General features: G+C 63.7%; 27 protein-coding genes. All 27 read left to right on the top strand.

Going from position 1 to position 25,834, the window contains the following annotated elements; genetic code table 11:
• A complete protein-coding gene (cbiM, locus tag CKO11_RS11650) occupies positions 1-636 on the top strand; it encodes a cobalt transporter CbiM (protein ID WP_223638736.1) in 636 nt (211 codons plus the stop codon).
• Positions 633-1,202 (top strand): cobalamin biosynthesis protein CbiL, encoded by a 570-nt coding sequence (locus tag CKO11_RS11645; protein ID WP_223638733.1) that lies wholly within the window; start codon positions 633-635, stop codon positions 1,200-1,202. Before cbiM ends, CKO11_RS11645 begins: the two co-directional genes overlap by 4 nt.
• Positions 1,199-1,912 carry a cobalt ECF transporter T component CbiQ gene (gene cbiQ / locus CKO11_RS11640; protein ID WP_223638730.1) on the top strand — a complete coding sequence of 238 codons (714 nt, stop codon included), beginning with the start codon at positions 1,199-1,201 and terminating at the stop codon, positions 1,910-1,912. The genes CKO11_RS11645 and cbiQ overlap by 4 nt, the downstream gene beginning before the upstream one ends.
• Entirely contained in the window at positions 1,909-2,628 is a 720-nt protein-coding gene (locus CKO11_RS11635) for an energy-coupling factor ABC transporter ATP-binding protein (protein WP_223638728.1), read from the top strand. Before cbiQ ends, CKO11_RS11635 begins: the two co-directional genes overlap by 4 nt.
• Before the next feature lie 552 nt (positions 2,629-3,180).
• Positions 3,181-3,900 carry a hypothetical protein gene (locus tag CKO11_RS11630; protein WP_223638725.1) on the top strand — a complete coding sequence of 240 codons (720 nt, stop codon included), beginning with the start codon at positions 3,181-3,183 and terminating at the stop codon, positions 3,898-3,900.
• 10 nt (positions 3,901-3,910) lie between these two features.
• A complete protein-coding gene (locus tag CKO11_RS11625) occupies positions 3,911-5,407 on the top strand; it encodes a Ni/Fe hydrogenase subunit alpha (protein ID WP_223638722.1) in 1,497 nt (498 codons plus the stop codon).
• Complete coding sequence (locus CKO11_RS11620) at positions 5,389-5,934, top strand: hydrogenase maturation protease (protein WP_223638719.1); 546 nt, start codon at positions 5,389-5,391, stop codon at positions 5,932-5,934. The genes CKO11_RS11625 and CKO11_RS11620 overlap by 19 nt, the downstream gene beginning before the upstream one ends.
• An 8-nt stretch (positions 5,935-5,942) precedes the next feature.
• Positions 5,943-6,176 (top strand): HypC/HybG/HupF family hydrogenase formation chaperone, encoded by a 234-nt coding sequence (locus CKO11_RS11615; protein ID WP_223638716.1) that lies wholly within the window; start codon positions 5,943-5,945, stop codon positions 6,174-6,176.
• A gap of 130 nt (positions 6,177-6,306) precedes the next feature.
• Positions 6,307-7,788 carry a sensor histidine kinase gene (locus CKO11_RS11610; RefSeq protein ID WP_223638713.1) on the top strand — a complete coding sequence of 494 codons (1,482 nt, stop codon included), beginning with the start codon at positions 6,307-6,309 and terminating at the stop codon, positions 7,786-7,788.
• Positions 7,785-8,783 (top strand): HupU protein, encoded by a 999-nt coding sequence (locus CKO11_RS11605; protein WP_223638711.1) that lies wholly within the window; start codon positions 7,785-7,787, stop codon positions 8,781-8,783. The genes CKO11_RS11610 and CKO11_RS11605 overlap by 4 nt, the downstream gene beginning before the upstream one ends.
• Positions 8,780-10,210, top strand: coding sequence for a nickel-dependent hydrogenase large subunit (locus tag CKO11_RS11600; protein WP_223638708.1), 1,431 nt, complete (start codon positions 8,780-8,782; stop codon positions 10,208-10,210). The genes CKO11_RS11605 and CKO11_RS11600 overlap by 4 nt, the downstream gene beginning before the upstream one ends.
• A gap of 59 nt (positions 10,211-10,269) precedes the next feature.
• Complete coding sequence (gene hypF, locus CKO11_RS11595) at positions 10,270-12,504, top strand: carbamoyltransferase HypF (RefSeq protein ID WP_223638706.1); 2,235 nt, start codon at positions 10,270-10,272, stop codon at positions 12,502-12,504.
• Between the two features lie 202 nt (positions 12,505-12,706).
• On the top strand, positions 12,707-13,783 hold the full coding sequence (locus tag CKO11_RS11590) for a hydrogenase small subunit (protein WP_223638704.1): 1,077 nt from the start codon (positions 12,707-12,709) through the stop codon (positions 13,781-13,783).
• 3 nt (positions 13,784-13,786) lie between these two features.
• Entirely contained in the window at positions 13,787-15,580 is a 1,794-nt protein-coding gene (locus CKO11_RS11585) for a nickel-dependent hydrogenase large subunit (RefSeq protein ID WP_223638702.1), read from the top strand.
• Between the two features lie 11 nt (positions 15,581-15,591).
• On the top strand, positions 15,592-16,380 hold the full coding sequence (gene cybH, locus CKO11_RS11580) for a Ni/Fe-hydrogenase, b-type cytochrome subunit (protein WP_223638700.1): 789 nt from the start codon (positions 15,592-15,594) through the stop codon (positions 16,378-16,380).
• A gap of 258 nt (positions 16,381-16,638) precedes the next feature.
• Positions 16,639-17,271: a HyaD/HybD family hydrogenase maturation endopeptidase gene (locus tag CKO11_RS11575; protein ID WP_223638698.1), complete on the top strand. Its 633-nt coding sequence runs from the start codon at positions 16,639-16,641 to the stop codon at positions 17,269-17,271.
• Positions 17,271-17,591, top strand: a complete 321-nt coding sequence (locus CKO11_RS11570) for a HypC/HybG/HupF family hydrogenase formation chaperone (RefSeq protein ID WP_223638696.1) — start codon at positions 17,271-17,273, stop codon at positions 17,589-17,591. The genes CKO11_RS11575 and CKO11_RS11570 overlap by 1 nt, the downstream gene beginning before the upstream one ends.
• 7 nt (positions 17,592-17,598) lie before the next feature.
• Positions 17,599-18,015: a hydrogenase accessory protein gene (locus tag CKO11_RS11565; RefSeq protein ID WP_223638687.1), complete on the top strand. Its 417-nt coding sequence runs from the start codon at positions 17,599-17,601 to the stop codon at positions 18,013-18,015.
• Positions 18,016-18,018: 3 nt separating this feature from the next.
• Positions 18,019-18,846 carry a hydrogenase expression/formation protein gene (locus CKO11_RS11560; RefSeq protein ID WP_223638685.1) on the top strand — a complete coding sequence of 276 codons (828 nt, stop codon included), beginning with the start codon at positions 18,019-18,021 and terminating at the stop codon, positions 18,844-18,846.
• A complete protein-coding gene (locus CKO11_RS11555) occupies positions 18,843-19,679 on the top strand; it encodes a [NiFe]-hydrogenase assembly chaperone HybE (RefSeq protein ID WP_223638683.1) in 837 nt (278 codons plus the stop codon). Before CKO11_RS11560 ends, CKO11_RS11555 begins: the two co-directional genes overlap by 4 nt.
• Complete coding sequence (locus CKO11_RS11550; protein WP_223638681.1) at positions 19,676-20,560, top strand: hypothetical protein; 885 nt, start codon at positions 19,676-19,678, stop codon at positions 20,558-20,560. Before CKO11_RS11555 ends, CKO11_RS11550 begins: the two co-directional genes overlap by 4 nt.
• Complete coding sequence (gene hypA, locus CKO11_RS11545; protein WP_223638679.1) at positions 20,553-20,894, top strand: hydrogenase maturation nickel metallochaperone HypA; 342 nt, start codon at positions 20,553-20,555, stop codon at positions 20,892-20,894. The genes CKO11_RS11550 and hypA overlap by 8 nt, the downstream gene beginning before the upstream one ends.
• Positions 20,894-21,799, top strand: coding sequence for a hydrogenase nickel incorporation protein HypB (gene hypB, locus CKO11_RS11540; RefSeq protein ID WP_223638677.1), 906 nt, complete (start codon positions 20,894-20,896; stop codon positions 21,797-21,799). Before hypA ends, hypB begins: the two co-directional genes overlap by 1 nt.
• Complete coding sequence (locus CKO11_RS11535; protein ID WP_223638918.1) at positions 21,799-23,277, top strand: sigma-54-dependent transcriptional regulator; 1,479 nt, start codon at positions 21,799-21,801, stop codon at positions 23,275-23,277. The genes hypB and CKO11_RS11535 overlap by 1 nt, the downstream gene beginning before the upstream one ends.
• A complete protein-coding gene (gene hypC, locus CKO11_RS11530) occupies positions 23,277-23,567 on the top strand; it encodes a HypC/HybG/HupF family hydrogenase formation chaperone (RefSeq protein WP_076484133.1) in 291 nt (96 codons plus the stop codon). Before CKO11_RS11535 ends, hypC begins: the two co-directional genes overlap by 1 nt.
• Positions 23,564-24,697, top strand: a complete 1,134-nt coding sequence (gene hypD / locus CKO11_RS11525; protein WP_223638675.1) for a hydrogenase formation protein HypD — start codon at positions 23,564-23,566, stop codon at positions 24,695-24,697. Before hypC ends, hypD begins: the two co-directional genes overlap by 4 nt.
• A gap of 32 nt (positions 24,698-24,729) precedes the next feature.
• Positions 24,730-25,752, top strand: a complete 1,023-nt coding sequence (gene hypE, locus CKO11_RS11520; protein WP_223638662.1) for a hydrogenase expression/formation protein HypE — start codon at positions 24,730-24,732, stop codon at positions 25,750-25,752.
• Positions 25,753-25,834 lie beyond the last annotated feature (82 nt).

The raw sequence follows: 25,834 nt of genomic DNA, 5'->3' as shown, positions 1-25,834 counted from the left end.
ATGGCGCATATCCCCGATGGATTGCTAGGCCTGCCAGTGCTGATCGGCACGGGCGCGCTGGCCGCAGGCGGCGTGGCGCTTGGTCTGCGGGCGCTGGATGACCGCGCGATCCCGCGCGTGGCGCTTTTGGCCGCCGTGTTCTTTGCCGCCTCTTTGGTTGCGGTGCCGGTGGGGCCGTCCAGCGTGCATCTTTTGCTTTCCGGTGTGATGGGGATCATGCTGGGCTGGGGCATATTTCCCGCCGTTGTGGTGGCTTTGGCGCTGCAAGCGGCGCTGTTTGGCATGGGCGGGCTGACCAGTCTGGGCACCAACACGCTGAACATTGCGCTGCCCGGGGCGCTTGTGGGCGTGGTGCTGGGGCCGATGATCCGCAATGCTGCCAGCCCCGCGCGGGCGGGGGCGCTGGCGGCGCTGGGCTCTGTGCTGGCGGTGGCGGGCACGGCGGCGGGGGTGGCCTTGGCGCTGTTTTTGTCAGCCCCCGAATTTACGCCTGCGGCCAAAGTGCTGGGGCTGACCTATCTGCCGCTTGCACTGGTCGAGGCGGCGGTGAGCGGCACCATCATCAGCTTTCTTGCGCGGGTCGAACCACGTGCGTTACATCCCCGCCTGTCCCCCGAAGAGGACCTGCCCGCATGATCCGCCTGCCCTTCTTGCTTCTGTCGCTGATCTTTGCGCTTTGTGCCGCAAGCCCCGCCGCGGCCCATGGGATGAAAGTCTTTGCCAAGGTCGTGGGGGGCGAGGTGTCGGGCTATGGGTTCTTTATCGGCGGCGGGCGTCCGCAGGGCGTGCATTGGAGCGCCGCAATGGGCCAGACCGCCCTGGCCGAAGGGCAGACCGATGCGACGGGGGGCTTCGCCTTTGTCGCGCCCGCGCAGATCACCGCCCCGGTGACGATCACGATGAACACCGGCGATGGGCATATCGCCCAAGCGACGCTGGGGCCCGAGCGGTTCGGGGCGCCGCCGCCGCCCGCCGCCGCCAAAGCCGCCCCCGCCAATTCCCCCGCCCTCTCGTCGTCCGCCCCCCCGCAAGGTGATATCGCCGCTGTGGTCGAGGCCGCCGTAGCGCGCGAAGTCGCACCGCTTATGGAGCGGCTTGAACAGCTGGATGCGCGGATGCGGATGACCGATCTGATGTCGGGGATTTTCCTGATCATCGGCTTGGCGGGGATCGGCCTTTGGGCGCGAGGTCGGCGCAAGTGACGCTTTGGCCCGGCGATTTGCGTGCGCGTCTTTTGGCCGGGGCGGCGGTGCTTGTGTTCATTGCGCCGCTTGATGCGCCCGGTCCGGCCTTTGCTGGATTGGCGCTGGTTGCGGTGCTTTATGCGTTGGAGCGGCACGCCCTGCCATGGCGGCGCTTGCTGCATCTAGAGGCATTCTTGCTGATCGTTCTGGTGACGGTGCCCTTTTCCATGCCCGGCACCGCGCTGCTGACACTGGGCCCGCTTCAGGCCAGTGTCGAAGGGCTTTGGCGCGCGTTGACACTGGCGGCCAAGGTCACCGCCTCGGTGCTGTTTCTGTCAGCGCTTTTTGCCGGGGCCGCGCCCGAGCATTTGGGGGCCGCGCTGCGGGCGCTGCACCTGCCAGAGCCCTTGGTGCGCATTTTTTTGGGGCTCGTGCGCTATCTGGCGCTGATCCGGGCTGAGATGGCGCGGGCGCAAGAGGCGATGCGCGCCCGCAGCTTTCGCCCCGGCACCAATTTGCACAGTTGGCGCAGCTATGGCTGGCTGATCGGGCGGATGCTTTTGCGCGCGCTGCAACGCGCCGACCGGGTAGAAGAGGCGATGCGGCTGCGCCATTATGCGGGCCGGCTGCCCCGTCCCGCCACGCGTGCGGTGCCACGGGCGGATAAGCTTCGTGCGATCGCGCTGCCCGCGCCCTTTCTTTTGATTCTGCTATGGGGGCTTGGATGATCCCGCTTGTCACGCTGACTGATCTGACCCTTCGCCGCGATGGGCAGGTTGTGATGTCCGGGGCCAGCCTAAGCCTGAAACTGGGCGAACGCTTGGCCATCGTCGGGCCGAATGGCGCGGGCAAAACCTCGCTGTTGCGCGCCATCGTCGGGTTAGAACGTCCGGCAGCGGGGCGGGTGACCCTGTTTGGCCAAGAGTGCACGCGCGAGGCCGATTTCCGGGTCGCGCGGCGCCGGATCGGCTTTTTGTTTCAAGACAGCGATGATCAGCTTTTCTGCCCCAGCGTGATCGAGGATGTGGCCTTTGGTCCGCTTAATCTTGGCGTGGGTGAAGACGCGGCGCGGGCCACCGCGCTGGCGGTGCTGGAGGGGCTGGGCCTTGCCCATCTGGCGGAGCGGTTCACACATAAACTGTCGGGCGGTGAAAAGCGGCTGGTGTGTTTGGCCGGGCTTTTGGCGATGCGGCCTGACGTGTTGCTGCTGGATGAGCCGACCAACGGGATCGATGCGGAAAACGGCGCAAGGCTGCGTGCGGCGCTGGCGGCGTTTGAGGGGGCGATGATCCTCGTTTCGCATGACGATGGGTTCGTTTCGGAGCTGGCCAGTCGGGCGATGGTGCTGCGCGCGGGCGTGTTGCGCCCAGCTGAGATCCATTCCCATCCGCATTTCCACGCCCATCCGCATATTCATGCCCCGGAGCCGCGCGGCGGGGCCTGATCCGGCGCCGAATCTGGGCATTTCGGGGCAATTGGGTGCAAACTTTCCACTTTCCTGCCGTGGGTGGAAGGTTTTGAACCACCCTTATTTTTCGCCTTTCGCGCGAAAGTCGGTGCCGGGGTGCACGCTTTGGCGTTATTTGCCGAAGAATATGTCTCGAAATGGCCGTTCCAGAGGACTGTATTCGACCACGAACCGGGCGCGAAAACGGGCAAATGGGTCCGCATCGGAACCTTTGGGCACATCCGAGGGCTTTGGGCTGCAATGTCAGCTAAGGGCCTTAGAAAACAGGGATGAAAGGCCCGGTTTTGGCTGTGGCGCAGACCTTATTTTGTGACTTTGTCACCAAAAATTGGCGCTTGTCCGCGCGCGGCTGGGGCGCTGGCTGCCCTGAAGGGGTGCGATGTCTGACCTATTGACGACGCGTGCCGCGCCCGGCGCGGTTGGGCACATTTTTCGCCCACTTTTCTGGCGTTCTTTTGGCGCGAATTTCGTTTGAAGCCCCCCCGGCTGCGCGGGCATTTTGAACGCAACGCAGGCGGAGGGACGTGGATGCAAAGGTTTGAAGAGGGGCTGCGCCCGATTCTGACCGCACATCGCAAGGGCCCCGGCCAGCTTGTGCAGATCCTGCGCAAGACTGGTGCAGAGGCCGGGCTGGGAAGGCCCGCGCGCGCCGCTTTGGGGGCGACGGTCCTTGCTGGACCCGCGGCCTGCGTCAAGGCGCCGTCCGAGGAGGGATGGCGTCGTAAACGGATGCAGAGGAGGCATCCGTTTCAGGTGGTCAAAGCTGCCGCCGGTTCGATGGGCGCCCTGCCTGTCGTCGGGACCGGACAGGTGGCAGAGGTCTGTCCGGTGGGGGCGAAAAACGTGAAGCGGGTCGGCTTCACCTCCCCCACCGGCGGACGCCGCCATGCCCATACCCCATCTGAACACCCCTTACACAAGCTGCGCAGTTTTTCTGCGCAGCACCACCCAATGCTCATCGCGCTCGGTGCCTGCGCGGTGACCGGGGGCCTGCCTGCGCAGTGCAACCATCTCGATGTGGGCGAGATGCTCGAAGATATCTTGCACGATATCGACGAGGGGCTTCCCTGCCCCCCGGACGACCCAGAACCGTCACCCCTGCCATGCAGGGGAAGGCCGGTCGGCGTGGTCGTCCGGGGCGAGCTTTCGGTCCGACAGGCTGGCGCCTTGCGGACCGGCCTGACGGGGGCCTGCCTTTGCGGATCACAACGCGCGGGCCCCAACGGTCCGCCGGTTCGGTCCCACTGAAAGCCTGACGATGTATGCCCTTGAAACCAATCTGGAACCTCGCAAGCTGCGCCGTGTCGCGATTGACCCGGTCACGCGGGTCGAAGGGCATGGTAAGGTCACGATCTTGCTGGACGAGGCGCAAAAGGTGCATCAGGTGCGCCTGCATCTTGTCGAGATTAGGGGCTTTGAGAAATTCATCAATGGCCGCCCCTATTGGGAAGTGCCGGTTTCGGTGCAGCGGTTATGCGGCATTTGCCCGGTCAGCCATCACTTGGCCGCGGCCAAGGCGATGGACCGGATCGCCGGTTATGACGCGCTAACCCCCACCGCCGAGAAACTGCGCCGTCTGATGCATTATGGCCAGATGGTGCAAAGCCATGCGGTGCATTTCTATCATTTGGCCTCGCCCGATCTGTTGATGGGCTTTGACAGCGAGCCGACCCGGCGCAGCATTGTCGGGCTTTTGGACGCCTTTCCGCAGATCGCCACCGAAGGGGTGCTGGTGCGCCGCTTCGGACAAGAGGTGGTGCGGGCCACGGGGGGCAAGCGGGTGCAGGGCACCGGCGCGGTGCCCGGGGGCATGAACACCGCCTTGTCACGCGATAACCGTGATATGTTGCGCGCCGATGTCGATCAGGTGATCGATTGGACGGTGGGCGCGCTGCGCATGGTCGAACGGCTGCATGAGACGAACCCGGCCTTTTACAACCATTTCGGCGAAGTGGGCGGGAATATGCTGGGGCTCGTCTCAGCCTCGGGGGCCGCAGATTACTATGATGGCAGCTTGCGCGCCCGCGATGCTGCCGGCGGGGTGATCTTCGACCATGTGCGGGATACCGATTACCGCGCGGTTTTGCGCGAAGATATGCAATCGTGGAGCGATCTGAAATTCCCCCATATCGCGGCGCTCGGCCCGGAGGAGGGTTGGTATCGGGTGGGGCCGCTGGCACGGATACAGGTTTGTGACCTTCTGACCTCCGAGAAGGCAGAGGCCGAACGCCAGCGGCTCCTGGCTGTGGGGGCGGGGCGGCCGCTTCATGGCACGCTGTTTTATCACTGGGCGCGTTTGGTCGAATTGCTGCATGCGGCCGAGTTGATCCGCGATCTGCTGGATGACCCGACGATCTGCGCCACCGATCTGATGGCGGATAAGGGGGATCGGCGCGCGCGAGCGGTGGGGGTGATCGAAGCGCCGCGCGGCACGCTGTTTCATGACTATACCGTGGGCGAAGATGACCGTGTCACCGCCTGCAACCTGATCGTGTCGACCACCAACAACAATCAGGCGATGAATGCCGCGATCCGCGATGTGGCGGTGCAATATCTTGAGGGCGGCGCGATCACAGAGGGGCTTTTGAACCATATCGAAGTGGCGATCCGTGCCTATGATCCGTGCCTGTCTTGCGCGACCCATGCGCTTGGGCTGATGCCGTTGCAGGTGGAATTGATCGATGCCGGGGGCATGGTGCTGTCGGATGTGCGGCGGGGTATCGACGGAGGTCTTTCATGCTCCGCGGTGGGATGAGCCCGCGCGTGACCGTTTTCGCTTGGGGCAACGAGACCCGCGGCGATGACGGGCTGGGGCCGCGGCTGGCGGCGCGGATCGCGGCGGCGGGCTGGACCCATCTGACACTGATCGAAGAGTTTCAGTTGCAGGTGGAACATGCGCTCGATCTGGTGGGACAGGACTTGATCTTGTTCATCGATGCCGGGCGCGCCACGCCGGGGCCCTATGTCTTTGCGCAGACCGGGCCGCGCCGGATGATGACCCATACAAGCCATGGCGTCGGCCCTGAAACGGTGCTGGAGGCCTATCGTCAGGTGATGAACGATGCGCCGCCGCCGGCCTTCGTTTTGTGCCTGCGCGGCGAGTCGTTTGAGCTAGAGGAACTGCTTAGCCCGCAGGCGTTGTCCAACCTTGCCGATGCTTGGGGCTTTCTCATTCCGTTGCTGTCCTCCCCCGATCTGGCGCAGTGGCAAGCCGCCCAGACAGGTGGCGCCGAAACCATCGTTCCGCCAGCCGAGTCGGATCTGCGTCCGGCGGCGGAATAGGCCGCGGCATGTGTATGGGAAGGCCCGTGCAGATCGAGGCGCTGTTCGAGGGCCAGATGGCGCAGGTCACGCTAGAGGGCGTGGTGCGCCGGATTTCGGTGGCGATGATCGATCCGCCCCGCCTTGGCGATTACGTTACCGTTCATGCGGGCATGGCTTGGGACAGGCTTGACCCGGAAGAGGCTGCAGAAATCCTTTCCGCGATTGACCTGGCCTGTGTGCCGCCGGACGCGCTGAATTAGGCCGCTGTTTGGGCCCTGTTCGGCGGGTAAGCTTAAAGTTGTGCGCGCACGGCTCTTGCTTCATGGCGCGTCCGGGATATGCTGGATGTGACGCCGATGTTTGTTTTCTTGTTTTGCGGCGCAGGATCCCATGAGCCTCAAGGATAGCACGCCCAGTCTCGACCCGGCCCGGCTCGGCACGCTGTTGCCGCCTGAAACCGGTGACGAAGTCTGGAGCGAGGTTCTGTCGGCGGTGGACCGCACTTGGGCAGAGCTGGTCGATTATCAAGAACGGCTGGAGCGGCAAAACCACGAGCTTGAGGATTTGCGGTCTTTCCTTGGGTCGATCTTGGCCTCGGTTTCCGATGCGCTGATTGTGGCCTCGCGCGCGGGGGAGGTGCTGGAAACTTCGGCCTCGGTCGATGCGCTGACAGGACAGCCGCCGGGGGCTTGGGCCGGGCGCGCCTTGCCGCAGATGTTCGAGCCCGCCTCGGTCGCGCAGATCGAGCGCGCGATGGCAGAGGCCACGAACGGGCGCACCACGGTGACGATCGAAGCCGCGTTAATCGGCCCCGATGGGCCCGCGCCGCTGGAATTGTCGATCAGTCCGCGCCGCGATGAACGCGAGCGCATCATCGGCTATGTGCTGACGGGCCGCCCTTTGGGCGAATTGCGCCAAGCCTATTCGCAGCTTGAAAGCAGTCACGAGGCGCTGATTGCCGCGCAAGCGCAACTTGTGCGCAATGAAAAGCTGGCCTCTTTGGGGCGGTTGCTGGCGGGCGTGGCGCATGAACTCAACAACCCGATTTCTTTTGTTTACGCCAATGCGCATGCGCTGGAACGCTATGCGGGCAAATTCGAAGCCTATTTTGCCGCCGTGCAAAACGGGGCAAGCCGGGAAGAGTTGATTGCCCTGCGCGATGAGATGAAACTCGACCGGGAGGTGACAAACCTGCGCACCGCCATCGAGGGCGCGCGCGACGGGGCCGAGCGGGTGCGCGATATCGTCGAGGATTTGCGCCGCCTGTCTGCCGAGGGCAGCGGCGAGATGGTCGATTTCGATCTCGTCGCGGTTGCCCAGGTCGCGGCGGATTGGGTGCAGCGCGGATCGAAAACGCTGGTCGATATCAGCTTTGCGGGGCTGCCGGAACTGATTGTGCGGGGGCGGCCCGGCCATATTCAGCAAGTGGTGATGAACCTCGTGCAAAACGCCTCTGATGCGCTGGAGGATCTGGGCGGGGCGCGCATCCGGATCGAGGCGCGCGATACGGGCGGGCGCGGGGAACTTTGTGTTTGCGACAATGGGCCGGGGATTTCCGACGCCGTGGCGGCAACGATTTTCGATCCGTTTTTCACCACCAAGGCGGTGGGCAAGGGCACGGGGCTTGGCCTGTCGATCAGCTACAAGATCGTCGAGGAACATGGCGGACGGTTGCGTCTGGAGCCTGAAAGCCCCTTGGGCGGGGCCTGTTTTTGTTTCGATCTGGATTTGGCCAACGGGGGCGGCGAAGCCGCGCCGCTGGATTGGTTGGCGCCGCGCGCCGCCCCTGCGGCACCGGGCCCCGAAGGCTTGCCACCCGTGCCGGGGGCGGACCGTAAAGGCACCAGCGGCAAAGAAGACGAGGGCGCATGAATATACTTTGGTTACAGGCGGCGGGCTGCGGCGGCTGCACCATGTCGGCCCTTTGCGCCGAGGCGCCCGATTTTCTGGAAACCCTGTCCGGTGCCGGGCTGGAATTCCTGTGGCATCCGGCGCTGAGCCTGCAAAGCGGGGCCGAGGTGGCGGCGCTTTTGGCGGCGGTGGAACGGGGCGAGACGCCGCTTGATATCTTGGCCGTCGAAGGTGCGATTGCGCGCGGACCGCTGGGCACAGGGCGGTTTCAGATGGTGTCGGGCACCGGTCGGTCGATGCTGGATTGGGTGCGCGCGCTGGCCCCGATGGCGCAACATGTGGTTGGTATTGGCACTTGTGCCACCTATGGCGGCGTGACCTCGGCGGGGGGGAACCCCTCCGATGCGGTGGGGCTGTCGTATGACGGGGCGCATCCGGGCGGGGTGCTAAGCGCCGATTTCCGTGCCCGCGCGGGCCTGCCGGTCGTCAATGTCTCGGGCTGCCCGACGCATCCGGGCTGGGTGGCCGAAACGCTGATGCTGATCGCGGCGGGGCGTCTGGCGGAGAAAGACCTTGATCCGCTGGGGCGGCCGCTTTTCTATGCCCAGCATTTGATCCATCACGGCTGCCCGAAAAACGAATATTACGAATACAAGGCCTCGGCGGTGACGCTTTCGGATCATGGCTGCATGATGGAGCATCTGGGCTGTGTGGGCACGCAGGCGGTGGGCGATTGCAACATCCGTCCGTGGAACGGCGAGGGGTCGTGCACGCGCGGCGGTTACCCCTGCATCGCCTGCACCGCGCCGGAATTCGAAGAACCGGGCCACCCGTTCACCGAAACGCCGAAAGTCGCGGGCATCCCGGTCGGGCTGCCGTCTGATATGCCCAAGGCGTGGTTTATGGCGCTGGCCTCACTGTCGAAAGCGGCGACGCCCGAGAGGCTCGCCAAGAATGCGGTCGCGCCGCGTGTCGCGGTCACGCCGACGATCCGCAAACCGAAGGGGCATCGATGAGCGATACACCAAGGCTGGTCGTGGGGCCGTTCAACCGCGTCGAGGGCGATCTTGAGGTGCAGTTGGATCTGGCCGATGGCAAGGTGGTCTCGGCGCAGGTCAATGCCCCGCTTTACCGTGGGTTTGAGCGGATGCTGGAGGGCCGCGCGCCCTCCGACGCGCTGACGCTGACGCCGCGCATTTGCGGCATCTGCTCGATCTCGCAATCGGCGGCGGCAGCGCGGGCCTTGGCGGCGGCGACCGGGGTCATGCCAACGCCGCAAGGCGCGGCGATGGCGGCGCTGATCCACGCGGTTGAAAACGCTTCGGACCATCTGTTTCACTTCAATCTGTTCTTCATGCCCGATTTCACCCGCCCCTGTTATGCGGGCCGGGGGTGGTATGAGCGCGCGGTAGATCGGTTTGCCGCGATCAATGGCGCGGCGGGGCGTGCGGCCATCGCGGCGCGCACCGATCTGATGCATATTTTGGGGCTGATGGCGGGCAAGTGGCCGCATACGCTGGCGCTGCAACCGGGGGGCGTGACCCGCGCGCCGGGGCCGCGCGACAAGCTGCGGATCGAAACCGCGCTACGCCAGTTTCGTAAATATCTGGAACGCGATGTCTTCGGTGGCGCGCTTGAAGATTTCTGTGCGCTTGATAGCCCCGCCGCGCTGATGGGCTGGACCGGGGGCGATGTCGGGCTGTTTTTGGAGATCGCCGCCGATACGGATTTGGCGGCCATGGGGCGCGGGGCGGGCCGTTATCTGAGCTTTGGGGCCTATGAACTGGCCGAGGGGCATGGGTTTGCGCCGGGTCTTTGGCGTGCGGGGCGGCGCGGGCCGGTCGATCAAGCCGCGATCATCGAAGATCCAAGCCATGCTTGGATGCTGGGCGGGGCGGCGCATCCGTTCAAGGGCCAGACGACCCCCGATGAGACGATGCGCGAAACCGCTTATACATGGTGCAAGGCCCCGCGTCTGGGGGGCGAGCCGGTCGAGGTTGGCGCGTTGGCGCGCCAGATCGTGGACGGGCATCCGCTGGCTGTGGCGCTGGCGGGCGGCGGCGTGCTGGCGCGGGTCGCTGGGCGGCTTTTGGAACTCGCGCGCACGCAAATTTTGATGGAACACTGGGCGCGCGAGATCGACACCGAGGCGGTCTTCATGCGGACCGCCGCCTTGCCCGAAACGGCCAGCGGGGCGGGCCTTGTGGAGGCCGCACGCGGCGCGCTGGGCCATTGGGTGCGGATCGAGGGGGGCAAGATCGCCTCGTACCAGATCATCGCCCCGACGACGTGGAATTTTTCGCCCCGCGATGCGCAGGGCGTGCCCGGCCCGCTAGAGACGGCACTGGTGGGCGCGCCCGTGGCCGAGGGAGAAGACACGCCGGTGGCGGTGCAGCATATCGTGCGCAGTTTCGACCCTTGCATGGTCTGCACAGTCCATTGAGACTGGGGCGCAGGCCAAGCCGGGGGTGCGTTCCCGGCGCCGGGGATGTTTAGGGCAAGATGAAACAGCAAGGCTGGCAGATCCGTGTGCGCGGACAGGTGCAGGGCGTGGGGTTTCGCCCCTTCGTGTGGCAACTGGCGCAGGCGCAGGGGTTGCGGGGCACGGTGTCAAACGATGCCGAGGGCGTGCTGATCCGCGTGCTGGGCGCACCGGATGATCTGGTTGCCGCGCTAAAGGCCGAGGCACCGCCGCTGGCGCGTGTCGATGCGGTTGAGGTAACGGTCGCGGTTTTCGAAGCCCCGCCGAAAGGCTTCGAAATCATCGCCTCGGGCGGGCCGGGGGCCGAGACACGGGTGACCCCCGATGCCGCCACCTGCCCGGAGTGTTTGGCTGAAATTCGGGGGGAGGGGCGGCGGCGAGGGTATGCCTTCACCAACTGCACCCATTGCGGGCCGCGCTTCACGATCTTGCAAAGCCTGCCCTATGACCGGGCGCGCACGACGATGGCGCCCTTTGAGATGTGCCCCGATTGCCGGGCCGAATATGAAAACCCGGGCGACCGGCGCTTTCATGCCCAGCCGATTGCCTGCCCGATTTGCGGGCCGCGCCTGTGGCTGGAAGTGGGCGGGGCCGAGGTTCCGGGCGATGCCATTGCTTTGGCGGTGGCGCGGCTGCAAGCGGGCGAGGTTCTGGCGATCAAGGGGCTGGGGGGCTTTCATCTGGCCTGCGATGCCGCCAATCCGCGTGCCGTGGCCGAATTGCGCGCCCGCAAGCGCCGCCCCGCCAAGCCCTTTGCCCTGATGTGCCGCGAAGCCGATCTGGACCGGATTGTGACCGTGTCGCCCGCGGCGCTTGCGGCCCTGAAAGAGCCTGCGGCCCCCATCGTGCTGATGCCGGCCCGGGACGCTTTGCCCGCCAGCGTCGCGCCCGGCATGGCGGAATTGGGCGTGATGTTGCCCTATACGCCCCTGCATCATCTGCTGCTGGACGCCTTTCAGGGCGTGTTGGTAATGACCTCGGGCAATTTGTCGGGCGAACCGCAGGTGGTGGGCAATGACGAGGCGCGCGAGAAACTGGCCCCCTTTGCCGATGCTTTTGTGATGCATGACCGGACGATTGCGCGGCGGCTGGATGACAGCGTGCTGCGTGTTGACCCGCCGATGGTGTTGCGCCGCGCGCGCGGGCAAGTGCCGGGCACCTTGCCGCTGCCGCCGGGGTTTGAGGACGCGCCGCAGGTCGTGGCCTATGGCGGGCAAATGAAGGCGGCGCTGTGCCTGATCAAGAACGGGCAGGCGCTTTTGGGCCACCATCTGGGCGCGTTGGATGAGGCGCTGACATGGGAGGCCTTTGTGCAGGCCGATGCCGATTACGCGGCGCTGTTTGACCATGCGCCGCAAGCGGTGGCGGTGGATCTGCACCCCGATTTCCGCGCCAGCCGCCACGGGGCAGAGCGGGCCGCGCGCGAAGGGCTCCGGCTCATTGAGGTGCAACACCATCACGCGCATTTGGCCGCCGTGATGGGCGAAAACCAGTGGCCGCGCGAGGGCGGCAAGGTGGTGGGTATTATTCTGGATGGGTTGGGGCTTGGCCCCGATGGCACCGTTTGGGGCGGCGAGTTGCTGCTGGGCGATTACGCGGGGTTTGCGCGCTGCGCCTGGCTTAAACCCGCGCCGCTGATTGGCGGGGATCGCGCGCAGATGGAGCCGTGGCGCAATGCGCTGGTGCGGCTGGATGCGGCGGGCCTGTCGGGCTGGGCGGATGCGCTGTTTCCGAACGCCCCGCGCGAGATCGCCCGCGCGATGGTGGCCAAGGGGCTGAATGCGCCGCCCTCTTCCAGTGCCGGGCGCCTTTTCGATGCGGTGGCGGCCTGTCTGGGGCTGTGCCCGGACCGCCAAAGTTACGAGGGCGAGGCGGCGATGCGGCTGGAGGCGCTGGCGGGCCGGGCCGAGGCCGGGCAAGCCCCGCGGCTGCGCTTGTCCGGGGCGGGCGAAGAGATTGATCCCGCCCCGCTTTTTCAGGCGCTGGCGCAGGGTGGCGATCCGGCTGGCTTGGCCTTTGCCGTGCACGACGCGCTGGCCGAGGCCTTTGCGGCACGGGCGCGCACTCTGATCGCTCAAGGCACGGCGCAGGCGGTCGCCCTGTCGGGCGGGGTGTTCCAGAATGCGCTGATGTTACAGCTTATGGTTGAAAAGCTGGCGGGCTGCGCCATATTGAAGCATCAGCCTCTTCCGGCAAATGACGGCGCTTTGGCGCTGGGGCAAGCCCTTGTGGCAGTGGCAAAATTGGAAGAATAGTTTCCATCTTGGAAAGATAATTGATCATACGTCTTCCGGAAATTTCCGGCAGTCAAATCGCACGACATTGATTTTAAAATATAATTTTTTCTGCGACATTTTGTCAGTTCCGGGTGGTCCGATGGCCGCTGATCGGCACAATCGGAAGCTTACCAAGGGCGCGCCTGGGACATCTGGCCGACCCCAGGCAAGGGAGGGACAATTGTCGCAAATCGAAACCTTCTATGACGTCATGCGGCGTCAGGGGATCACCCGCCGCAGCTTCATGAAATATTGTTCGCTGACCGCTGCGGCGCTGGGCCTTGGCCCCAGCTTCGTGCCGAAAATCGCCCATGCGATGGAAACGAAGCCGCGCACCCCGGTGATCTGGGTGCATGGTCTGGAATGCACCTGTTGCTCGGAAAGCTTTATCCGCTCGGCGCATCCGTTGGCAAAAGATGTCGTTCTGTCGATGATTTCGCTCGATTATGACGACACGCTGATGGCCGCTGCGGGTCACGCCGCCGAAGCTGCCTTTGAGGATACGATCGCCAAATACAAAGGCAATTACATCTTGGCCGTCGAGGGCAACCCGCCGCTGAATGAAGACGGGATGTTCTGCATCACCGGCGGCAAGCCGTTCGTTGAAAAGCTGCGCCATGCTGCGAAAGACGCCAAGGCGATCATCAGTTGGGGGGCCTGTGCCTCTTACGGCTGCGTGCAGGCCGCCGCGCCGAACCCGACCCAAGCCACCCCGGTGCATAAGGTCATCACCGATAAGCCGATCATCAAGGTGCCCGGCTGCCCGCCGATTGCCGAGGTGATGACCGGCGTCATCACCTATATGCTGACCTTCGACCGGATGCCGGAGCTTGACCGCCAAGGCCGGCCGGCAATGTTCTATTCGCAGCGCATCCACGACAAATGCTATCGTCGTCCGCATTTCGACGCGGGCCAGTTCGTCGAGCAATGGGACGATGATGCCGCGCGCAAAGGCTATTGCCTTTACAAAATGGGCTGCAAAGGGCCGACCACCTATAACGCCTGTTCGACCGTGCGTTGGAACGAAGGCGTCAGCTTCCCGATCCAATCGGGCCATGGCTGTATTGGCTGTTCGGAAGACGGGTTCTGGGATCAGAATGGCTTTTATGAGCGGGTGACCGGCATCAAGCAATTCGGGATCGAGGCGACGGCGGACCAAATCGGCTTTGCCACCACCGCCGTGGTGGGCGGTGCCGTGGCCGTGCATGCCGCGGCCTCCGCGCTCAAACGTGCCCAGAAAAAGAACGAGGAGGCGTAAGCCATGACGACCCAAACGCCGAACGGCTTCACCCTCGACAATTCCGGCAAGCGTGTCGTCGTTGATCCGGTCACCCGGATCGAAGGCCATATGCGTTGCGAAGTGAACGTCAACGACGAAGGCATCATCACCAATGCGGTGTCTACCGGCACCATGTGGCGCGGCCTTGAAGTCATCTTGAAAGGCCGCGATCCGCGCGATGCTTGGGCCTTTACCGAGCGTATCTGCGGGGTTTGCACGGGCACCCATGCGCTGACCTCGGTGCGCGCGGTCGAGGATGCCTTGGGGATCACCATTCCCGACAATGCGAATGCGATCCGCAATATCATGCAGCTTAACCTGCAGATTCACGACCACATCGTGCACTTCTACCACCTGCACGCGCTTGATTGGGTGAATCCTGTCAATGCCCTTCGCGCCGACCCGAAGGCGACGTCTGAGTTGCAGCAGATGGTGAGCCCGAGCCACCCGCTCTCGTCCCCCGGCTATTTCCGTGACGTGCAAAATCGGCTGAAGAAATTCGTCGAATCCGGGCAGCTCGGGCTGTTCAAGAACGGCTATTGGGACAACCCGGCCTATCTGCTGCCGCCCGAAGCCGATCTGATGGCGACGACACACTATCTGGAAGCGCTGGATCTGCAAAAGGAAGTGGTCAAGGTCCACACGATCTTTGGCGGCAAGAACCCGCATCCGAACTGGTTGGTGGGCGGCGTGCCTTGCGCGATCAACGTGCATGGCGTGGGCGCGGTGGGCGCGATCAATATGGAGCGGCTGAATATGGTCAGCTCCATCATCGACCGCTGCATCGAGTTCAACAAGAACGTCTACCTGCCCGATGTCGTGGCGATTGGCGGTTTCTACAAGAACTGGCTTTACGGCGGCGGGCTGTCGTCGCGGGCCTGTCTGGCCTATGGCGATATTCCTGAAAATCCGAACGATTTCAGCCCCGAACAACTGCATCTGCCGCGCGGTGCGATTATCAATGGCAACCTCAACGAGGTGCATGATGTCGATACCCGCGACCCCGAGCAGATCCAAGAATTCGTCGATCACTCGTGGTATGACTACGGCGAACCGGGCAAGGGGCTGCATCCGTGGGATGGGGAGACCTCGCCCAAGTTTGAACTGGGCCCGAACCTGAAAGGCACCCGCACCCATATCGAGGAAATCGACGAGGGCGCGAAATATTCCTGGATCAAGGCGCCGCGCTGGCGCGGGCATGCGATGGAGGTCGGGCCGCTGGCGCGCTACATCGTGGGGTATGCCAAGGGGCACGAAGACATCAAAAACCAAGTCGACGGGCTGCTGCGCACCATGGACCTGCCGGTGAATGCGCTGTTCTCGACGCTGGGCCGCACTGCGGCGCGGGCGCTTGAATCCGAGTATTGCGGGCGTTTGCAGAAGCATTTCTTCGACAAGCTGATCACCAATATCAAAAACGGTGACAGCTCCACCGCGAATGTCGAGAAATGGGACCCGAAAACCTGGCCGAAAGAGGCCAAGGGCGTGGGCATGACCGAGGCGCCGCGCGGCGCGCTTGGCCACTGGGTTCGTATCAAGGATGGGCGCATCGAGAATTATCAATGCGTCGTGCCGACCACTTGGAACGGCTCGCCCCGGGACAGCCAAGGCAATATCGGTGCCTTTGAGGCCTCGCTTTTGGACACCAAGATGGAGCGTCCCGAAGAGCCCGTCGAAATTCTGCGCACGCTGCACAGTTTCGATCCCTGCCTTGCCTGCTCGACCCATGTGATGTCGCCCGAGGGTGACCCGCTGACCACCGTCAAAGTGCGGTAAAGGGGGGCATCATGCGGAAGATCACCAAGGATCGGATTTATGAACCAAAGGTGCCGCCGGAGGAGATGCTTGAGGCGTCTCGTCTGACCGGCGACGCCACCCTTGAAGACCTGGAAAGCATCCGTCGCCGCACATCCGTTTACGTGTATGAGGCGCCGGTGCGGATCTGGCACTGGATCAATGCGCTGTGCATCACCATCCTGTGCGTGACCGGCTATCTGATCGCAGAGCCGCTGCCGAGCATGGAATTTGCCGAAGCCACGAACCAGTTCGTGATGGGCTACATGCGTTTTGCCCATTTCGCGGCGGGCACGGTGTTGTCGATCGGGTTCTTGGCGCGGATCTACTGGGCTTTTGTGGGCAACACCCACGCCCGGCAGATGTTCTATGTGCCGATCTTCAACCTGCGCTACTGGAAGGAATTCATCTTCGAGCTGAAGTGGTACATGTTTCTTGAGGAAGAGCCGAAGAAATACATCGGCCACAACCCTCTGGCACATATGGCGATGTTCACCTTCATCACGCTTGGTATCACCTTCATGATGATTACCGGCTGGGCGCTTTATGCCGAGGGGGCGGGGCAGGGCAGCCTTCCCGATACGCTGTTTGGATGGGTGCTGGGGCTGGTGCAAAACAGCCAGCGGCTGCACACCTTGCATCACCTTGGCATGTGGTCGATCGTGATCTTTGCGATCATCCATATCTACGCCGCGATCCGCGAAGATGTGATGAGCCGCCAATCGATGGTTTCGACTATGATTTCAGGCCATCGGACCTTCAAGGACGACCGGATCGAGTGATCTGAGGAACAGGTTGGGGCCGGGCGTGAGTCTTTCACGTCCGGCTTTTTTGTGGAAATCATGCTTCCAATTGTCGCGCTAACTTGGTAGCAATGTTTCCAAAGGGGGCCGGTGCGACTCGCTTTTCCCGCTCATAGAGGCCGCATCCCCAAGATGGCGGCATGATCGCTGCGCCTTGCGTGGCGCCGGGGAGGGTGTGGCCCACGGCCTGAATTTCGGCGCGTAAGCGCCGCGGCAGACGGTTCCAGGGAGGGACTCATGCAAGAAATCAGACCCGCGCGGGTGCTTGTGCTGGGGATCGGCAATGTGCTGTGGGCCGATGAAGGGTTCGGGGTGCGCTGTGTCGAGACGATGGCGCAAAGCTATGCGCTGCCCGAGAACGTCAAGCTGCTTGATGGCGGCACGCAGGGGCTCTATCTGCTGCCCTTCCTCGAAAAAGCCGATGCGCTGATCGTCTTTGATGCGGTGGATTTCGGGCTTGATCCCGGCACTTTGGTGACAATGCGCGATGACGATGTGCCCGCCTTCATGGGCGCCAAGAAAATGAGCCTGCACCAGACCGGCTTTCAAGATGTGATCGCGACGGCGCAACTGATGGGCTACTGCCCCGAACATATGACGCTGATCGGCTGCCAGCCAGTTGAGCTTGAGGATTACGGCGGCAGCCTGCGCCCCGCCGTGTCTGAGCAGATCCCCCATGCGCTAGCCGAGGCGGTGCGCGAATTGCAAAGCTGGGGCATCACCGTCACCGAGGGCGCCACGCCCACGAACGATCTGGTCGACCCCTCGTTGTCGCGCCATGTCTATGAACAGGGCCGCCCGACCGAAGATGACGCCTGCCGGGTGGGCGATCATCGTTTCTTCCCCAGTGCCGCGAAGGTGCGCGCCTGATGTGCGTTGGTGTGCCCGTGCAACTGATCGCCGTTGACGGTATTCGCGGCGATGTGATCGAAAACGGCACCCCCGGCATCATCGATCTGTCGCTGACCCCCGAGGCGCAACCCGGCGATTGGGTTTTGGCCTTTTTAGGGGCTGCGCGCGAGGTGGTTTCGGCCGAAGACGCCGCGAAAATCTCGGCCGCTTTGGGGGGACTGCGCAGCCTGATGGAAGGCGGCGATCTGGGCGATGCCTTCGCCGATCTGGAAAACCGCACCCCCGAGCTTCCGCCCCATCTGCAAGCCGCGCTTGATGCCGGCAAGACCACCGCCTGAGGTTCCCATGCACGACTTTGCCATGCCCGATACCGCGCCCAAATCGGGCAAAATCCACCCGCTGGTCGCCCGGCTGACCGAGGAATTTGGCTATCCCCGGCTGGAAAACGGCTCGGATCTGGCCGAGTTCACCCGTCGCCCCGGCGTGCATTGCCTGTTTGTGCCCGGTGATGCCGCGCGCAACCTTGAAACGCCCGATGCGGCGGTCGTTTTGCCGGAACTGCGCCAAGCCTTTCAAAACGGCTTCGATTGTGCGGTGGTGGCCGATCCGATCGAGGCCACCCTGCGCGAAGAAACCCGCGTGCTGAAAACTCCCTCTTTCATCTTTTTCCGCGAGGGGGAGCTTTTGGGCGGCATCGAGAAGATCCGCGATTGGGATGATTACATCGCCCGCACCTCCCATATCATCGCTGCGAAAGGCTGAACCATGGTGTCGAATTTCCATCTGCCCCCCGTCGGCTTTGGCCCCGGTTCGCAGCCCGAAGAGCAAGAGGAACTGGGCTATATGCAACTGCCCGAGGGGATGCGCACCTATGAAAGCCATCTGCCCGAGGTCGAAGATAGCTCCGCCGTGGCCCCCGCGCTGAAGCTGTTGTCGGACATTGCGGCCGCGTGTGAAGCGGTGGCCGCAGGCGGCATGGTCAGCTTTGATCTGACGGGGCTCGATGCGCAAAACCGCGCCTTGATCGCCGAGACGATGGGGCAGGGCGAAGTCGCCATGAAGATCCGCGGCATTCCCGCGCTGATGGTGCAAGAATCCGTCTTTGCCGGGGTTTGGAACGTGGCGGGCGCGGGCGTCGACCGGATTGAGGTAGCCAATGTCCCCGCAGAGTCGCTTAGCCGCGCGTTTGAGCCGTTCCGCGCCGCCCAAGGGGCGAGCCACCCGCGCCCCGAGGGCGTGGTGAACGCCCCCGCGCTTTTGGCGGAACTGCTCGATAAATCGGCCAGCTACGCGGGCGGTGAGCCGCATGTGATCAACCTCTCGCTCTTGCCCCATACCGAGCAAGACCTTGTCTGGTTGGATGAAACGGTGGGCGAGGGCGCGGTGACGATCCTGTCGCGCGGCTATGGCAATTGTCGGATCACCGCGACCGCGCTGCCGCATGTCTGGCGTGTGCAATTCTTCAATTCGATGGATGCGCTGATCTTGGATACGTTTGAAGTGACCACCATGCCCGAAGTGGCCTTGGCTGCGCGCGAAGACCTTGAAGACAGCGCGGGCCGCATCCGCGAAGTGCTGGAGGCGATCCGATGACCGCCCCCCGCGCCGGGTTCGAAGGCAGCTATCTGGGCGCCAATGACCGCATTTCCGATCAGGCGATCATGGAATGCAAAATCTGCTGGACCCCCTATGACCCCGCCCATGGCGATGATTTTCGGCAGGTTCTGCCCGGAACGCCATTTTCGGCCCTGCCCGAGGATTGGCATTGCCCCAATTGCGATGCGCCCAAGGAACAGTTCATCGTGCAATCAGATCCGGGCGCGCCGGAGCTGATTGAGCAGCAGCGTATCGATGAGCAAGTCGCGCTTCTGGTTGCGGATTTTCGTGAGATTTGGCATGCGAAAATGCGCGATGTGCCGCTGGTGAACAAGGCGCTGTCGATCGAGGCGGTGGGTTTTATGGCGCATGAGGGGCGCGGGCTTGGCGTGCTGCTTAGCCCATGGTTCATGAACCTGATCCTGCTGCCCGGCGCGGGCGAGGATTGGTCAACCCTGACGCCGGGCGACAAGGAAGATGTGCACTTCCCCTCGGGCACCTATGAATTCATCCACAACCGGCGGGAAATGGTCGGCGGCTACAAGGCCTGCGCGCTGTTTTCCGCGATGGGCGATTTCCAGACCCAGATGCAGGCGCGCGACGTGGCCCGCGCGGTGATGGGGGAATTGTTCAAAGAAAAAAACCGGGCCGAAACCGCCCGCACCGGCGATATTCGCGCGGCGCGCGAGGCGGAACTGGCTGCCGCCGCCGCCGCCGAGACGGCTGAGGCCGAAGACCAAGCCCGCGCCGAGGCGCTGGCCCATCCCAGCCGCCGCCAGTTGATTTCTGGCGGTTTGGCGGGCGACAAAACGGAGGAGGGCGCAGCGTGAGTGCCGATCTCGGCATCCGGCTTCGGTTGGACGGCATGCGGCTCGCGGCCGAGATCCGCCCGCCTGTGCCGCTGCCGCTGGCGCAGATGCTGATCGGGCGCGCCCCCACCGAGGTGGCTGAACTTTTGCCGCGTCTTTTCAACCTGTGTGGGGCGGCGCAAGGTCATGCGGCGCGGCTTGCGCTGGGGTTGCCCGCCACGGCGGGAGATGCGCAGCGCGAGATTTTGCGCGACCATCTGGCCAAGATCTGCTTGGTCTGGCCGCGTTTTCTGGGCCTGCCTGCGCGGCCTCTGCCCCCCCATTGGGCCGAGGGGGGCGCGGCGCTGCAAGAATGGGTGTGGGGCGGGCCGATGCCCGAGCGGCTGACCGCTTATCTGGGCTCGGGCAAGGGGGTGGCGCCGCTTCTGGCCGAGGTGGCGCATCGCTTTTCGCCCGGGGATGCGGTGGCGGACCTGCCCCCGCTTAGCAACCCGATGTCGCTGACGCCGCAAGAAAATTCACCCGCCGGGCGGGCGAGTGCGGCGCCATTGATGGCGCAGGCCGAAGCGCTTTGGGGCCGTGGCCCGCTGTGGCGCGTGCTGGGGCGGATCGTGGATTTGCACCGTCTCGCCGAGTCGCCCTTTCCGGCGGAACTGCGCCCCGATGGGGCGGCGGTCGTGGCGGCGGCCCGCGGGGCTTATGCTTTGTCGGTCACGGCCGAGGGGGGGCGTGTGACAGCCCTGACCCGTGTCACCCCCACTGATCATCTGCTGACGCGCGATGGCGCGCTAGAACGCAGCCTGGCCGCCTTGCCCGCCAGCAAGGTGGAACTGGCGGGGCTTGTGGTCGATATTTTGGACCCCTGCGTTGCGGTCTCGCTGGAGGTGGTCGCCAATGCATGAAATGTCGATTGTCGAGGGCATTCGCAGCGTCATCGAAGAGGCCGGACAGACGCAGGGTTTTGCCCGCGTCACCAAGGTGCGGCTGGAAATCGGCCGCATGTCGGGGGTGGAAATCCCGGCGCTGGAATTCGCCTTTGACGTGGTGATGAACGGCTCCCTTGCGCAAGGCGCGACATTGGAAATTATCAACCTTCCGGGCAAGGCGGTGTGCTTTGACTGCGAAGAAAATGTAGAAATCGAACATCGCCTAGATACCTGCCCGCGGTGCGGCGGGGCGCGCCTATTGGTGCAGGGCGGCGACGAAATGCGGATCAAGGATCTGGAGGTGCTCTGATGTGCACGGTTTGCGGCTGCGGTGGCCATAGCGTTGAAGATCAGTTCAAGGCGCATCTGGAAAAGACCGGGCAGGCGATGGCTGCCCCGACGGCGCCCTTGGCGGTGCTGGCGCAGGCCCCGGCGTCTGTTGCCGCGCACAGCAAGCCCCATGATCACGGCACGATCGATGCGCAAGGGGCAGAGTGCACGCATGATTTCCACCTTGGGCGCGGCCCGGCAGGCACCGAAGTGCCCGGTATGACGCAAGCCCGCTTGGTCGAGATCGAGACCGATATCTTGTCCAAAAACAACAATTATGCCGCCCGAAACCGCGAAAACCTTGCGCAAAAGAGTGTTTTTGCAACCAATTTGGTTTCATCCCCCGGTTCGGGCAAGACCACGCTTTTGGTGAAAACCATCGAGATGCTGGGCGCGGCACCTTTGGCGGTGATTGAGGGCGATCAGCAAACCACCAATGATGCGGACCGCATTCGGGCCACCGGCGCGCCTGCGATTCAGGTCAATACCGGCAAGGGCTGCCACCTTGATGGCGCGATGATCGAGCAAGCTTTGGCGCGGATGCCGCTGCCCGATGGGGCGCTGTTGTTCATTGAAAACGTGGGCAACCTTGTGTGTCCGGCGGCATTCGATTTGGGCGAAGATGCAAAGGTTGCGATTTTGTCGGTGACCGAAGGCGAAGACAAGCCGCTGAAATACCCCGATATGTTCGCGGCGGCGGGGCTGGCGCTGATCAACAAAGTCGATCTGGCGCCGCATTGCGATGTGGATCTGGACCTGTACGAATCCAACATTCGCCGCGTGAACCCCGCGATTGAGGTGCTGCGCGTTTCTGCCCGCACCGGAGAGGGGATGCAAGCTTGGTTGGATTGGCTGCGCGCGGGGCTTGCGCGCAAGGCAAGCTGATGTCGGCCTCGTCCCCAGCGATTTTGCTTGTCGATGACGAGCCGCATTCGCTTAGCGCGATGAAGCTTGCGCTTGAGGATGATTTCGACATCCTCACCGCCAAGGCGGCGGATGAGGCTTTGGCCATCCTTGAAGAGGAATGGGTGCAGGTCATCATTTGCGACCAGCGCATGCCGGGGCGCACCGGGGTCGATTTTTTGACTGAAGTGCGCGAGCGTTGGCCCGAAACGGTGCGCGTGATTTTAACGGGCTATACCGATAGCGCCTCGATGATGACGGCGATCAATGAAGCCGGCATCCACCAGTTTTTGACCAAGCCGTGGCACCCCGAACAGCTTTTGGCCTCGGCGCGCAACGCGGCGCGAATGTTTGCGCTGGCGCGCGAAAACGACCGGCTTTCGCTGGAAATGCGGCTGCTCAATTCCACCCAGGAAAGTCGGGTGGAAAAGCGTCGCCGCGCGCTGCGCGAGGGGATGGGGTTCGAAACGATCCTGCGCAGCCCCAATTCGGCGATGAACGAGGCGGTGACGCTGGCGCGCCAATTCGCCAGTTTCGATGTGCCGGTTTTGGTGCGCGGCGAGCCGGGATCGGGGCGCGCGCAAATGGCGCGCGCAATGCATTACGTGTCTTTGCGTTCGGACAAGCCTTTTTACGAACTGAACCTTGCTGGGATGCCCGAAGATCTGGCGATGATCGAATTGTTCGGCGCGCGGCGCGGCATCCTGCCCGGCGGTGTGGCGAAGATCGGTCTGGCGCAAAAAGCCGACCGGGGCACGCTGTTCATCGCGGGGATCGAAACCGCCAGCCCTGCGCTGCAATTGGCGCTGGTGCGGATGCTGAGCGAGGGCGCGATCACGCCGCTGGGCGGGCAGGAAACGGCCAGCACCAATTTGCGCCTTATCACCGGCGCGGCGGCGGATTTGCGCGCGCTGGTGGCCGAGGGGAAATTCCGCGCAGACCTTTATTATGCGCTGTCCACCGGGGAGGTGACGATCCCGCCCTTGCGCGCGCGGCGCGGCGATGTCGCGATCTTGGCGCAGAATTTTCTGGCCGAGGCTTCGGCACGGCACGGCAAGCCGGTTTTGGGCTTTGACGGTCCCGCACTGGATTTTCTCGAAAACTATGATTGGCCCGGCAATCTGCGCGAACTGTCGAATGAGGTGACGCGGATGCTGATGTTCGCGCAGTCGAACACGCTCGGCGCCGATCTGATTTCGCGCCATATCTTGCAGGCCGCCCCGAATGAAGAGGGCGCGGACCGGTCCGCCGAAGAGGTGATGACGGCCTCGGGCACGCTGAAAGACCGTGTGGAACTGATCGAGATGCGGATCTTGCGCGAAACGCTCACGCGCTGCCGCTGGAACAAAAGCCGCGCGGCGGCGGAACTGGGGCTCAGCCGGGTCGGGCTGCGCGCCAAGCTGGAAAGATACGGGATCATCGACCCTGCGGGGCGGGTGCCCGAAGAGGAGGAAAGCTGATGTGTCTGGGCATTCCGGGGCAGATTGTTGAGATCACCGATCCCGCGCGGATGGCCGCGATGGCCGAGGTCTCGGGTGTGCGGCGCGAGGTGAATGTGGCCTGCGTGGCCGAGGGCCCGCTTGAGGGGCTTATTGGGCAATGGGCGCTGATCCACGTGGGTTTTGCGATGAGCCTGATTGATGAAGAAGAAGCCGCCAAAACACTGGACGCGCTGCGCGATCTGGGCGAGGCGCAAGAGGCGTTGGAACAGATGGCGGCGGGCGATGCCGCGCTGGAGGGGCGGGCATGAAATTCGCCTCTGAATTCCGCGACCCAAAGCTGGCCAAGGCGCTGTTGGCTGAAATCGCCAAGCTGGCGGATCAAATCGGGGCCAGCAAAGAAAAGCCCGTGCATATTATGGAGATTTGCGGCGGGCATACGCATTCGATCTTTCGCTATGGGCTCGATAAGCTGATCCATGAGGGGGTGGAATTCATCCACGGCCCCGGCTGCCCGGTTTGCGTGCTGCCACGCGCGCGGGTCGATGAATGCATTGAAATTGCGCAAAAAGAGGGTGTGATCTTTTGCACCTTTGGCGATGCGATGCGGGTGCCAGGCTCGAAACTGAGCCTGTTGCAGGCCAAGGCTGAGGGTGCAGATGTGCGCATGGTTTATAGCCCGCTTGATGCGCTGGAAATCGCACGCCGCAACCCCGCGCGGGAGGTGGTGTTTTTCGGGCTGGGGTTTGAGACCACAACCCCTTCCACCGCGCTTGCCATTCAGGCGGCGGCGCGCGAGGGGCTGACGAATTTCAGCGTCTTTTGTAACCACATTACCGTGCCGGAACCCATTAAGGCGCTGCTGGATGACCCGCATATGTGCCTTGATGGCTTTATCGGGCCGGGCCATGTGTCGATGGTGATTGGCATTCATCCCTATGATTTCATTGCGCAATACTATGGCAAGCCGATCGTTGTTGCGGGCTTTGAGCCGACCGATCTTTTGCAATCTGTGCTGATGGTGCTGCGCCAAATCGCCGAGGGCGCGGCAAGGGTGGAAAATCAATATGCCCGCGTTGTGCCCGAACATGGCAACAAGGTCAGCATTGCTGCGATAGAAGACGTCTATGAAAAGCGCCCCTCGTTTGAATGGCGGGGTTTGGGCGAGATTGATGCCTCTGGCCTGCGTATCCGCACGTCCTATCGCGCCTTTGATGCCGAAGAGAAATTTGCCATCGGCTATGCGGGCGTGCGCGCCGTGGTCGAAGAAGCCGAGGGCTGCGCTTGCGGGGCGGTGATGACGGGGCGCATGAAGCCGCCGGCCTGCCCGCAATTTGGCAAGGGCTGCACGCCCGAAATGCCGCTGGGCGCGTTGATGGTCAGTTCCGAGGGCGCATGCGCGGCCTATTGGCAATATGGGGGCGCGCGGGCAGCGGAGTGATCCGCCCCAGCCGCGCAGCAGGAGCAAAGAGAATGGCACTGAGAGACACGCGGGTGACGCTGGCGCATGGCGGCGGCGGCAAGGCGATGCGGGACCTGATCGAAGAGGTCTTTACCGCCGTCTTCGCGCCCCCCGGCATGGAGGATCAGGCCCGCCTGACGGCGGAGGCGCTGGCCGAACCCGGCGCACGGCTGGCCTTCACCACCGATAGTTACGTGGTGACGCCGGTTGAATTTCCGGGCGGCGATATTGGCAAGATCGCGGTTTGCGGCACGGTGAACGACTTGGCCGTGGGCGGGGCCAAGCCGCTGTGGCTGTCGGCGGCATTTATCATCGAAGAGGGCACCGAGATCGCGCTGCTGCACCGGATCGCGGCGACAATGGCGCGCGAGGCCGAGGCGGCAGGCGTGCGCATTGTGACGGGCGATACCAAAGTGGTCGGGCGCGGGGCCTGTGACGGGGTCTTTGTCACCACCGCCGGCGTGGGCGTGATCGCGGCGGGTCGTGAGATGGCGGCGGGGCTGGTGCGCCCGGGCGATGTGGCCATCGTGAATGGGGTGCTGGGCGATCATGGCGCGACGATCTTGGCTGCGCGGGGGGATTTGGCGCTTTCAAGCACGATTGAAAGCGATTGCGCGGCGCTTGGCCACCTTATGGCCGATGCGATGCAAGCCGCGCCCGACATGCGCGCGGCGCGGGATTTGACGCGAGGTGGGCTGGCTTCGGCACTCAATGAAATTGCGCAGGCGGCGGGCTGCGGCATCGTGATCGACGAGACCGCGCTGCCGTTGCGGGCCGAAGTGGTTGGGATGTGCGAAATTCTGGGACTTGATCCGCTTTATTTGGCCAATGAGGGCCGGGTGGTGACCTTTGTGCCCGAGGCGCAGGCCGAAGCCACCCTTGCGGCAATGCGCGCGCGGCCCGAGGGGGCCGGGGCTTGCATCGTCGGGCGCGCAGTGGCAGAGCATACGGGGCAAGTGCGCATGCGCACGGCCTTCGGGGGGAGCCGGATCGTCGATATGCTGGTGGGGGAGCAATTGCCCCGCATCTGTTGAAACGCGCGAATCCATATGCAACCCACGCGCGAAATATGTGTTGACAGCTAGAGGGGCTCGCCTTTCTGATAGGGCAAGAACT

This window comes from Rhodobacter sp. TJ_12 (genome assembly GCF_020023995.1).
Lineage (GTDB): Bacteria > Pseudomonadota > Alphaproteobacteria > Rhodobacterales > Rhodobacteraceae > Rhodobacter.
Note: the sequence above shows the minus strand (reverse complement) of the source record. Positions and strands in the feature narration are given on the sequence as shown.